We start from the raw sequence: 12,690 nt of genomic DNA on the forward strand, positions 1-12,690 counted from the left end.
TCGGAAAGAAACTCGGAATCAATTATTCAGTCAACGAGGTTATCGACAAAATGAATGATTAGTGTCCCATGCTAAGAAAGCCAGACTCCTCTTATATGAAGGAGCCTGGTTTCAAATTAATTCATGAATAACGTTTATATAAATGAGGGCGCTTCCTTGATTTAAATCTGCTGCATGACATCTTTAACGGTTCATGATCTCAAACTCTCGATAGAAATCGTTTCGCATCTCCGATACCGCAAGGTAACATTCTTTACCGTCCAGCAGTCTTGCTGGTACTCTCCACACATCTCCGTAATAATAACTGTCCGCAACAAGTTCTTCATCTGCGTAAATCTGTGCAACATCGCCAAAGTAATCAATATCTAAGAACCCTTCGGATCCTGTAACGGAGATTCTTTGCCATTTGATCTCTCGCTCCCCGCCAATATGGAGTTGCTCTGTATATTTCGGATCAAAAGGTGGTTGTTCTACATTATCGTACGTAATAGAAGGTGCTGTATAAGACTGCTGAATAGAATTTAGATTAAATCCTACGCCATTCCAATACCAATAATGAAAATCACCGTCTACCACAGAGCGAATTTCGTTACCAGATTGGTACAGATCACATCCATCACCTATATAAAGCTCCCCATCCAGTCTGCGTAGATATCGTGCCTGATCCCAGCTCAGTGTAACCACTGTAGTGCCGTTGACCTGAAATGCAGATTTAAGCCCAGCCTGAGCCGTTATCTTCTGTCCATCACTGAATTGATACTCTGGTGTAACTCCAGGAATTTGCGCAAAGAAGTAGGTATCTCCTTCTCTACATAACGGTTGCACAGTGCCATAGTCGAGGACAACACCTGACAACTCCATACGGAACGGCATGAAGAAACTTACTTCTCCACATACATCTATCGACGGGAATATGACACTGCCTGTATCGATGACAACGTTCCGCACATCCTGAAGCTGAGTAAGCCTTTGATAATGATTAACAAATACATATCCACTCACACCATCCGTCCGCATCACATAACGCAATGATGTAGTATCCTCTCTTGAAACTGAATTCTCCGCTTCTACTCGGGTCATCGGTGCAAGTGTCTCCTGAAAATCCTGTACAAACAAGTGCAGAATATTCAGTAGTCTGTACTGCTCTCGCACTTCTCCATACTCCGATAAGGCACACTGAAAATCATATGAAAGAATGGGATAATCATTGGGATAACCTGTTGCTTTTGACTCCTGGAAAGTAGACAGCTTGCCAATTTTATTGGTTCCACCATGGTACATATAATATCCAATCAGATTGTTACCATCACCAATCTTTACAAGCGATATGCTGTAAATATCCATACCTCTAATTATGGGCCTGCGGTGATGTGTGACTTGAATACCTCCACCTAATTCGCAAGTTGCAAATGGATATCGTTCATACGGCAATCGCCATTGCCCATCATCTTCAATTTCTTGAGGAAGAAGATCGGCTCCTATACCTGTGTCATTTCTCATACCCGTAAAGAAATAATGAGGAGATGGCGGAAGTTGATCTAGGTGATCGTCCCAAGGAGCATCACAATATCCTCCGAATACAGGAAACACCTCATCAACTGGAATTCGCGCTCCTTCAACAGCATTCCATCCAGTTACCGTATATATTGGAGCAATCATGCCACAATCCACAGCCATTTCTTTTAACGTGGCTAGATGCTCAGCATCATTTGTCAGCTCATTCTCTAACTGCACCGCTATGATGTTTCCTCCATCTTTATAGAAAAGTCCTTGTACCTGCTGCGAAATATTTTCATAGAAGGTACGTACATACTTAAGATACTCTGGATTGTTTTCACGCAGCTTAAATGGTTTTTGGAGCAGCCAATCTGGAAGTCCGCCGTTCCTGCATTCGCCGTGTGCCCATGGTCCAATCCTTATGACAGCTTCAAGGCCGGCCTTCTTACATTCCATTATAAAAGCACGGAGATCATTGTCACCGGTGAAATCAAATACGCCTTCGCTCTCTTCATGATAGATCCAGAACACATAGGTAGATACAAGCGTAATCCCGCCAGCTTTCATTTTACACAGCTCTTTATACCAGTCTTTTCTGTTATATCTGGAATAATGAAATTCGCCCATGACCGGAATAGAAGGCTTACCATTGCGCGTAATATATAAACTTGTTACCTCAATTTTTTCTTCTGCAGGATTTTCCCCTCCAAGATTCAAGTGATTCTGCAAAATCTCAGGTTTTTGATATTTCTTAAATGTATACATTAAAGTCTTCCTCCCTAATCTTAATGAGTTTCAATTTTTTAAAGACTCATTCTCTAGAAATTGAGATTTCCTGATTCGCGTTAACAACCCTTTCTTGTCTTCATTAAGTAATATCATTTTAACTTAATGGATAAATAGTACGTTAGGATTATCACGATGAGAAAATAGCACAAAACGAACAATTGTATGAAAGTAGAAATGTAAATGGATCAAAATTTATAACATGTAGATAGATTCATTTAATAAAACAAACCACAATGAGAAATGGTTCATTGTGGGTTATCTATTCAATCGATTTTACATATTTTTCTCTAGTCAAACGAGCAGCTTATACCATATATTTCAGTGAAGCTACGGTTCCTTCGTGAGCATGTGTTTTCAAGCTGCAATCAGGATTGAACCAAAATAATGCGCTATGTGAGATGGACGGATTTACTCATATGCACCGATGTTCACGGCGTTACCTTGTACTCTTGTATGCCCGTCCATGTCTTGGGTTCCGCTGATGGGGATTCCCGTTGAACCTGCATTGATCGCAGGGGACGAAGGGCGGACATGGAAGTCGCCTTTGGCGGCATTGACGAATTTGGGATCTATAAACAAAGAATGTGCGTCGTTACCGCTGCCTGTTTTATAGGCTGAGAAGCCGGTGTAATTTTTATTTTGCCATGTCCAGTATGCGTCAGCACTACCATCAGCGGTGAAGTACAGATTATAATCGACGACGTTTCCGGCATTCTTGAAATATTCGTTGTAAATCAACACATTTGTCAGGCTAGCCACAACGATATTGTTCTTGATTATGTTATTTTTCGTATCGTATTGAATAAAAATCTGGCCGCTACCACCCCCTAAAGTATCGTTTTTATACACAGTGTTGTTTACCACCTTGCAATTCACTGTCGAACCGCGCTGTTTGTCGTAACCCCCCATAGCGATACCGGTCTGTCGATTGTTGTAGATCAGGTTGCTGCGAACCGTAATATTGCTGGTAGCTCTACCAGCATGCTCGGAGGCAATTTCAATGCCAATGTCGTTATTGTAGCTGTAATTCTGTTCAATAATCGTGTCTTTTCCGCCATCTACATATATCCCTCCAGCAGAATTACTGTTGTTCGGAACCTTCTTACCGTAAGAAGGATTTTGGTTAGAAGAAACGTTGTATACTCGATTGCCCTTTACCAGTCCATTGCGAGCCTGATCATAAGCTGTATTCGGTGCTATCCCCTCAAAACCAATGATATCAATCCCGATGTTGTCGGTATCATGAATGAGGTTATCTGTCACGGCAAAGGTGTCCACGTTCCCGTTCAACACCAGCGTTTCGCTTGTGCCCAGCACAAGATTGTATAGTTCATTGCCATTAATCGTAATATCATGAACAGATGCAGGAGCTTCTGTGCCGTATACTGCGATACCATGAGCATCCCTGCCCATCAAATCGCTGCCGATTGGCTTGGCTGTATTCTGAATACGATGGATCTTGTTGTTAGTCAGATGTATGAAGCCGCCTGAACCGTGGACATAAATCCCTACAGGTACGCTGTTTCTGGACGTCGTACTATAGTTGCGAATCTCAAATCCATGAACGGTAATGTAATTCACATCTTTCATCTCGACAAGTCCTTCGATCCCATCAACTGAAAGTCCGGTACCGTCAATGATGACTTTCTCCTTGCCGTAGTTCGAGAACACAATAGGACCTTGGGAAGCAGAACCAGAACGCGTGATTTTCAGCTTCTGATTATATATACCGCCCCGGACATTGATTTTGCTACCTGGCACTGCCTTATCAGCCGCATGCTGCAGCGTCTTCCATGGTGCACTCTTATTTCCCGGATTGGAGTCGCTGCCGCTCGTCGCCACATAATATTGGTTACTGACCGCCGAATCAGCTGAGGGTCGCACATTCCCTACTACAATACCTAGTACAGCTATACTTACTCCTACCAACATAAATCCCCAAAATTTCAACACAATCCTCATCACCCCAGTCTAAGCTAACCATCTCTACTTTTTCTGTGTCAATAGATCAACATAAAACTAAATTATATTGATTACAAGGTTGCCAGTAATCGTACCATCCGCATGTGCAGATAATATTGCGCGTCCCTGGTCACCCGTTTTGAAGACTCTAACTAATTCAAAAATACTTCATTGTATTAAGCTCTCGTTCCCTGTCTTAGTCTGCAGTCATGGTGGAAGCTCCAAAATCATCAAGATGAACCTTAGTACTGAAGGTCACTGGAATCGTGACGAATTCTTCTTCCCAATTCTCTTTCACTCTTTCCCATACAGCGGGATGTTGGATTCGTAGAGCTTTACCCAAGTCTGCCACCTCAACATGCATTTCTTTAAGTTTCTTCATTGATTTCTTCACCAGCTCCGTAACCTCTTCTTCCACAATTACTGAATAACGCTCCAGTGTATGGTTATCCATCTTCTTTATTTTAGGTGAAAATACCTCCGATAAGCGCCCTTTCGAATTCATCTCAACATGAAAGGAGATATCATCACCTTTCACCCGTACCTTAACCTTTTTCTTCACAGATTTAATCTCGTACACAAATTGCTGTTGTAGCTCAGGCTCTTGTACTTTGTAGATTCCTCCGGAGATCTCTCCTTTCATCCACTGCAAACCCTCGACCTGAGATTCGTTAAGATAACCTGCATACTTTTGTGTTTTCCCTTTTACGACCCCCGCTCCTTTGATCTTCAACACACCATTTTCAACAATAGCATTAGGTAAAAGAAAGCTCGATTCCGATGTTAAAGGTCCGATCATATTTGCAAGAGTAACAGGTTTAACAAGTCTTGAGATTCGTTTGCGGTTATTAGAGAGTTCTTTGAGTAGAAATGCAGGAATCTCTCCAGCTAGATGCTCCTCCAAAATATCACTGGCCGTTCCCGTCGATATATAAACCTGGAGACTAAGGCGAATATCGTTGTCCGCTAAGTAAAAATCAAGTAAATCATGCATCGGAATATCTTGTAAAAGTCTTGAACTGATTACAATCGTTTTCAAATGGAAGCCTGCAGGCGAACGGTTCGTAAGAAAAGTCTCTCTTGTCATCTCCATAATGGAGTCACCAATCACCTCTTCATTTTCAAACTTCTTTTCTTGTGAGCTACTAGACTTTGCTCCTGCTTCAGGCAGAATATATTGCACGGTTCGACGAATCCTCTGCTTTTGCGGATAACCGACTTGCTCAACAGACGCTCCTCGATCTGCTGGTGGCACGCTGTCAAACGCAATGCCTGCTTCAAGATAACGATCCTCAATAGGTAAGCTACTCCAACATCCTGTCAGCAGGATACTACATCCGGTAATCAGTAAGAATAGTTGTGTTGTTCGAAATTGACTCATGTCGATTTGAACCTCCAACGCGATATGAGAAGCAAGATGAGTGAGAGGCTCGAAAATAAAATCAGATTAGACTTGCCAATGTATCTTCCCATTTGAAGTAGTTCATTGATATCCCGAGGGATGCGAGACACAATTAACATAATCGGCAAAAGAATGTAGATACTCCGTGCATAAGGAAGCTTCGCTACATGGGATAATCCCAATGCCGCACAATAAAAGGCAATACTAAATGTAGCAAAAATCTCCATAACCCAGATTGACAAAAGTAAAGACTCAAATCGTTCCAATGGTAGATTCTTCACTTCCACGCTACGTGTGAGGTCGAAAAATGGCCACACTCGAGTCAGTAATCCTTCAGCTGTAAAAGCCCCAATACATAAAATCGTCGCAGTCGTATAGAGTATAATTGCTGCACCTATTCCCCATCCCATAATGCGGGCAGCTTTCTCTGGTTGTTCCAACTTGGCGAGTATGAATAACATGATCTCACTCCCACTAAAGGCCAAGGTCGTTGTATTCACGCCATGAAAAACCGGAGACATCCCTTTTGATAAAACGGGACGCAGTGTGCTAAGATCGAAGTTTTTCAGTCCAAGTATTAAAATTAGCATATAGATCACAATCGTAATTGGAACAATAATCTGACACACTTTTCCTATTACATCTGTCTTCTCCATACACAGGTATAATGATATCCAGACAAATAAAGCTTGAATAGCCCACCACGGTGTACCTTCAAGGAGAAAAAATGAAGTCACAATCTCCATAGATCGCATTTCATAGCTTGCTAAGTTAATGTAATACACGATAACTACAATCCCAATTAATTTGCCGATCCACGTTCCTACGATTGCTCCAACATATTCATAGAAGTTCATGCTCGGAAACTTACGACTTAATGTAATCATGATCCATGCCATAGCCATGGCTACAATACCTCCAAGAATGACAGACAACCAGGCATCTGCACTCTTCACGCTATGCACCACTTCTCTAGGCAAAGTAAAAAGCTCTACACCAACGATAAAAGTAATCGTTAGACTTATGCCCTGTAGTGTTGTAAGCTTACCAGATTCGTTCAGACCTGATGACATCATGTATCCTCCTTGGCGGCTATGTTAGGATTAACTTTTTCTTTTTTTGTCTCTAGTCTGTAAGATTCTTGGCCTTCCTCGCATGAATTGAAATGGTGCACGTATGAAAAAATCTCTCCATTCCTTAATGGAGGGCGAAGCAGCCATGTCGACATAAGGAACTCCAAAGCTTTTTAACTTGAACATATGGATAACCAAAAACAGAAAAGCCATAATTACGCCATATAATCCAAACATGGCAGCCGTAAACATGATGGGAAACCTTAATAAACGCATGGCAATTCCTGCACTGTACATTGGCGTAGCAAAAGAAGAAATTGCAGTCGCCGCGACGACAATAACCAAAATTGGACTTACAATACCGGCATCCACAGCAGCTTGTCCAATGATGAGACCACCCACGATTCCCATCGCAGGACCAATGGGTTTAGGCAATCGTAACCCTGCCTCACGCAAGATCTCAATGGAGACTTCCATAATGAGCGCTTCAATTAACGTTGAAAAAGGGACTCCTTGCCTTGTTCCAATGATTGAAATCACCAGATTGGTAGGAATGAGACCTGGATGGAAGGAAATAAATGAAATGTATAGCGCGGGAGCAAATAATGAAATCAAAGTAGCTATAAAACGCAAAAAACGAATGAAAGAACTCGGAATCCAGCGCTCATAATAATCTTCCGGTGATTGGAGCATCATTGCATAAGTTACAGGCATCAAGAGAGCGTATGGTGATCCATCTAACAGGACGGCTACTCTTCCTTCCAAGAGGGCTCCCATGACCCGGTCAGGCCGTTCTGTATTTTGAATCTGAGGAAATGGGCTAAGAAAATTATCTTCAATTAATTGCTCTACATAGCCTGATTCCAATACTTCATCTACATCAATTGCGTGTACACGACGTTTTACTTCTTCGACCAGTTGACAATTAGCGATATCTCGAAAATAGACAATCATTAGTTGCTTTTCGACTCTGCTTCCTACCTTACAAGAGACCATCGCAAGTTCGTTACTTTCCCCATGTCTCCGCAACATGGACGTATTATCACTTAGCACTTCTGTAAACCCAATCCTAGGTCCACGTAAAACAGATTCGGAGATCGGCTCTTCAAGTGACCTCGATTTTCCTTTTGATGTTCCAAGAACCAATACTCCCTGGATTCCATCTATCATAAGAATGACTGAACCAAATAAAACTTTGCGTAGGCTTGGAATAACCTCCTGTACAAATTCTGTCTCAGAAACCAACAACAGTTGTTGATCTAATAAATGTACCAACTGCTCCGGAGTTAGTTTTTGTTCAAGTGGTTTGTTTGCCCACTCCAGTAGAGGTTTCATCACGTTTTGATCGAGCGACGCCTTATCGGTTAACCCATCTACGAAGTACAATACGGCATAACAATCCAGATTACTTAAATATAATGTTCGTTCATTAATATCATCCATATCCATAGCAGCTTGCTTGAAGTGACTCATGTTGGTTTCACAAAGATCTGTATATTTAAATGCTTCGTCGTGAGAAAGAGCTAAGGAAACGCTTGAATTACTCTCTTGTTTGTCTACAAAACTATTCTCCATCCTCTGTTTACGTTTACTTAGCCGCGCGTCTGCCAGCTTAATCTGGTGAAAGAAACCCGTGATCAACAAAGGGATCACTGTTAAACATCCTATGCTAATCCATATATCCCACTCAGGTACATGATCCATTATTTTCTTCCACATGACCTGGTTGCTCCTCCTCTGACCACTTTATTTCCCATTTAGAGTGACCAAAATTCTACATTTCATGCATAGGAGGCATGGGATCCCATGGATCGCTGATACACAAAAAGAGCCACCACGCATAAGATTAGCGGCTACTTAGTACGTGATGAATCTGAACCAACCTGAAATTTGAGAGATAATAAAACCTTGAAAGAAATGGTTTAGAGTTTTGATAGAATAAACTCGTGTACTGAATTTCGGTTTTGAACTTGCATTTATAAACCGATCGGTTTATACTGACACAAACGGTATAGAAAGCGAGGAAAATATAATGAACAACCTAACTCCCCCATTTACTCTGGAGACAGCAATCCAAAAAACACGTATGGCAGAAGATAGCTGGAATAGCCGAGACCCTCAGCGCGTCTCCCTTGTGTACACTGAGGATTGTTATTGGAGAAATCGGAGCGAATTTATAACTGGCCGCCCAGCAATTGTTGCTTTATTAACTAGAAAGTGGGCCAAAGAGCTGGACTATCGCCTGATTAAGGAACTTTGGTCATATACGGATAACCGTATTGCAGTAAGATTTGCATATGAATGGCGTGATGATCGTGGCAATTGGTTCAGATCGTACGGGAACGAGAATTGGGAATTCGCTGATGACGGCTTAATGCAACGTAGATTTGCTTCGATTAATGACATGCCGATTAAGGAAGAGGAACGGAAGTTCCATTGGCCTCTCGGTACACGCCCTGCTGAACATCCAAGCCTCAGTGAGTTAAACCTATGACGCGCACTGTTTTTGAAAAATCTGATGTCATACCTCTCGTTACTGAGGTATTTCGTGAATTAGGTTATGAGGGTGCATCCTTGAGTAAAATTACAGCCCGTACGCGTCTATCCAAAGGAAGCTTATATTATTTCTTCCCTGGAGGAAAAGATGAGATGGCTGCCGAAATTCTTGCTCATATCGATCAATGGTTTATCAAGAACATTTATGAACCGCTCGAAAAGAATGAACCCCGAACAGCCATTGATCACATGTGGCAAGAAGTCGATACGTATTTTCAATCTGGTCAGCGTATATGTCTAATTGGTGCATTCGCTTTGGACGAAACAAGGGATCGATTCGCTGCTGTCATTCGGCAATATTTTATAAGATGGATTGAAGCATTAAGTGGGGCGCTAGTTCGAACAGGCATCTCTAAAGAGACTGCTGACCAGATTTCAGAGGAAACGATTGGCAGTATTCAGGGAGGATTAATTCTGAGTAGAGCACTTCATGATGAATCCGTTTTTGAGCGTACGTTGGCAAATCTGAAACAGCGAGTCTCAACGTATATTTCCGAAAGCAATTCTGAACATTGATGTTCTTGGTATAACAGTTTTGACACTCTGCAGTTAATTCTACGAATGCCTTACACTTTTATTGAGATAAAGCAGTCGATCCAATCGACTACTTTATCTCATAATGCCTCCTAATCTAGCGTTCCATAAACTGTGTAACTTGCTTCTCCCAACGGTTGGAGACAAATCCAACATGCGTTGTGTGCTCATTATCCGTTTCGTAATCTTTTTGCTCGTTACCCATTGATATTTCTCCTTTAATCACATTTAATTGCGACTATTTCTCGAATGGATATTGCAGACCCCATTGTTTTCGTAGTTCATCACACTGTCTAATCACGCCTAGACTCTTGTCCCACGTCATAATCGGTGATTCCTTAACCTCAAGTAATTCCTTTGGTCGCGCCAGCCATACATATTAACGGTACCTAGAACCGGCTTTCCAATTTTCCTTGATCAAATAATTAAACTTCATTTAAATAAAAAAAGCCGCTAAATAGCGACTTCATCAGCATTATACTTTTACATAAAAGAATATCTGAACAACCCATAGTAAAGAGGACCAAGTGTGATAACCAATGTGACGAGCATTAGCCATCTTCTCTTTCCTATTGGAATTTCTTCTAACATGTCTTCACCCTGGTGATCCTGAAGCAGCATTGCGAATAGTATATCCCACAACAACGCAGATATTGTGATTACTTTCCAAGCTAGAGGGTTCAACCATTGAATGTGTTTAACATACCCTAACAATCCAAACCAAGTGATGACAGATACAACAAAATCAATTTTACCGAGTGTTGTTCCGTATTTCCCCTTTAACAAATAACCGAGGGATGCTGTTCCAAGCAATCCGAGATAAATCGCCCATAACCAGTTAATCACATATGTACCTCATTTTTGTATATTTTTGAATCGTTGCTTGCGTGCACCATGTTGCATTATAGTGAAGCTTTCTCAATATGCATAGTGGAAATTACCGCCAAAACAACCGATAAAGAAGTCTGAGAGATTATACACGTTTGATGAATTTATATGGCGCACAGCAACATATTCATCTTCAGTCGTTCTTACTTTTGCCGTCATCAGTGACACCCCTATACCCGCAAGAACGACAAATAGCACTGAAGCACGTCCTTCAAATGCCCCTGTTGCCATCTGTAACCATTCTGGCTCAGCAGATTGTGCATTCATTGCCCGCTTATAATTGACCAGAATCATCCCAATGACGGCTAATGCTCTTGCCAAGTCAGACCTAGGGTCAAGTGAGTTTCCAAAAGTGATTTATGGAGGGTCAAAGATGAGTTGTACAATTTAAAAAAGTCGCCATTTTAGCGACTTGATTTGGAGCGATTATTTACTTGAGTGAGGAATGTTGTTCTAGAACTGCTTATTCAAATCAAAGCGGTTTATCTGAACGTTATCAGTCATAACATAAACAATGCCTGCGCCTTCATATACAAACGTAGGTTCTGACTCACTAAGTTCAGAAGTATTAACGGTATGAAGTAATTTCACTTTGGTGTGTGCAGACGGGCTTGTCTGATAGATGGATATTTTTGAGTCCTCAACCAGCATGACAGTTCCATCCGGCGCAGTTTGATACATTTGGGCTGAGGCAGGAACAGTCTGCATGACACCTTTGTGATCAATAATAAAAAAGTTGCCATTAGATTGAATCCCTGTGAATCCATTCGAAAACACGTTTTTTTTCACCGTCATCGATGTTTCCATATCGTCATAGTAGCTCACATTGCTGATTTTTTTGGTCCATACTTCTTTCCCCTTCGTGGTTTTGGCGGTAAAACTTATGACATTGTTCCCGTGATTCTTCTGGAAATGAAGTAAACCATCGGGTCCTAATCCTGAAAACATACCTTCTTTGAAGTCGAAATGGTATTGAAATTGCTGCTTCATTTTAAAATCAAAATATGTCATACGGCTGGATGTCTTGCTTGTTCTGTTAGTGGTTTCAAGTAAACCATTGACAAAACCGTAAAGAATGGATGCATTCCAATTGTTTTTACCCAAAAATTTGCCTTGCGGACTATACCGATAACTAGTCACCCGTTCAGAAGCCGTTTCCAGATAAACAAACAAATTGCCATCAGGCATGATGGATATTCCAGATAAGGAACGGACTTTCTCGTCAAAGTACTTGATCCACAATACCTTCCCATTCGGATGGTATGCGGTTAGACGTGGTTTTACAACTCCTGAACTATTTCTAATCGAAGTGAGGATATAAACATTACCGTTTTGTGCGACTTGTGCATATGTACCGAAAAAACTAAAAATCAGGTTGCTTCCTGCGGTATAATCGGTCTTGGATAATTGCCTTCCTGTCTTCTTGTCAAGAATGTACATCTGATTGTCCATACTCATAAAGTGGAATGTTTGATCTGCGATCCGAACGTTACTGTCTGACACATACTCGTGTCCATCCGGTATGGAAAAAGTCCAATCTGGTTTTGGTAGTTTTTGAAAGGTGTTTGCAGAAACTGTTCCCGTAAGTGTACTGCTGAGTAGTAGGAACACTACCAAAGATATCAATCGTTTTACATGAAGCAAATCATATCACCTGTTTCTCTTTTTTTAATTACAGATCCATTATCGTCATTTGTGTGTATAAAATGAATAGCACCCTCCGTTTGGAAGACGGCTGGCTTTGGCTAGTTTGTTCGCTATAATTACTCATCCATTCAGAACCTCATTCAAGGTTGAGGTTCTAACAAATAAAACGGAACGAAGCGTCATTAAGCCGTGCCTCGTTCCGTTTAAACTGCTAATATGAAATGACGGATTGTAATATGAAGTGCGACACCTACTGAAAATAAATAAAAAAGGGCCCATGGCCGGATTCGTGTAGAATGAAGGTTCCTACACCACATTCACACAAGGAGAATCCACCATGAG

At 41.4% G+C, this 12,690-nt stretch carries 10 protein-coding genes; 2 read left to right on the forward strand and 8 right to left on the reverse strand.

What is annotated here, in order from left to right; translation table 11 throughout:
• Positions 1-183: 183 nt before the first annotated feature.
• The 5 genes from MH215_RS22815 to MH215_RS22835 all read right to left on the reverse strand — a co-directional run bounded on the left by MH215_RS22815 (position 184) and on the right by MH215_RS22835 (position 8,442).
• Positions 184-2,262: a beta-galactosidase gene (locus tag MH215_RS22815; RefSeq protein WP_239293464.1), complete on the reverse strand. Its 2,079-nt coding sequence runs from the start codon at positions 2,260-2,262 to the stop codon at positions 184-186.
• 432 nt (positions 2,263-2,694) lie between these two features.
• Complete coding sequence (locus tag MH215_RS22820) at positions 2,695-4,239, reverse strand: choice-of-anchor Q domain-containing protein (protein WP_481857478.1); 1,545 nt, start codon at positions 4,237-4,239, stop codon at positions 2,695-2,697.
• A 205-nt stretch (positions 4,240-4,444) separates the two neighbouring features.
• A complete protein-coding gene (locus tag MH215_RS22825; protein WP_239293465.1) occupies positions 4,445-5,629 on the reverse strand; it encodes a Ger(x)C family spore germination protein in 1,185 nt (394 codons plus the stop codon).
• The gene (locus tag MH215_RS22830; protein ID WP_239293466.1) at positions 5,626-6,726 is read right to left on the reverse strand and encodes a GerAB/ArcD/ProY family transporter; all 1,101 of its coding nucleotides are present in this window, start codon (positions 6,724-6,726) and stop codon (positions 5,626-5,628) included. Before MH215_RS22830 ends, MH215_RS22825 begins: the two co-directional genes overlap by 4 nt.
• A 27-nt stretch (positions 6,727-6,753) precedes the next feature.
• Entirely contained in the window at positions 6,754-8,442 is a 1,689-nt protein-coding gene (locus MH215_RS22835; protein WP_239293467.1) for a spore germination protein, read from the reverse strand.
• Positions 8,443-8,755: 313 nt separating this feature from the next.
• On the opposite strand from MH215_RS22835, the gene MH215_RS22840 reads away from it, so the two are divergent.
• Together MH215_RS22840 and MH215_RS22845 are read left to right on the forward strand one after the other, a co-directional pair.
• Positions 8,756-9,217, forward strand: a complete 462-nt coding sequence (locus MH215_RS22840; protein ID WP_239293468.1) for a nuclear transport factor 2 family protein — start codon at positions 8,756-8,758, stop codon at positions 9,215-9,217.
• On the forward strand, positions 9,214-9,795 hold the full coding sequence (locus tag MH215_RS22845) for a TetR/AcrR family transcriptional regulator (protein ID WP_275446289.1): 582 nt from the start codon (positions 9,214-9,216) through the stop codon (positions 9,793-9,795). The genes MH215_RS22840 and MH215_RS22845 overlap by 4 nt, the downstream gene beginning before the upstream one ends.
• A 501-nt stretch (positions 9,796-10,296) precedes the next feature.
• Here the strand turns inward: MH215_RS22845 and MH215_RS22850 are convergent.
• From MH215_RS22850 to MH215_RS22860, 3 genes are all read right to left on the reverse strand, one after another.
• Positions 10,297-10,659 (reverse strand): hypothetical protein, encoded by a 363-nt coding sequence (locus tag MH215_RS22850; RefSeq protein ID WP_239293470.1) that lies wholly within the window; start codon positions 10,657-10,659, stop codon positions 10,297-10,299.
• 72 nt (positions 10,660-10,731) lie between these two features.
• Positions 10,732-11,022: a hypothetical protein gene (locus MH215_RS22855; RefSeq protein WP_239293471.1), complete on the reverse strand. Its 291-nt coding sequence runs from the start codon at positions 11,020-11,022 to the stop codon at positions 10,732-10,734.
• Between the two features lie 132 nt (positions 11,023-11,154).
• A complete protein-coding gene (locus tag MH215_RS22860) occupies positions 11,155-12,204 on the reverse strand; it encodes a hypothetical protein (protein ID WP_239293472.1) in 1,050 nt (349 codons plus the stop codon).
• Positions 12,205-12,690 lie beyond the last annotated feature (486 nt).

Source organism: Paenibacillus sp. ACRSA, from assembly GCF_022346845.1.
In the GTDB taxonomy this organism is placed as follows: Bacteria; Bacillota; Bacilli; order Paenibacillales; family Paenibacillaceae; genus Paenibacillus.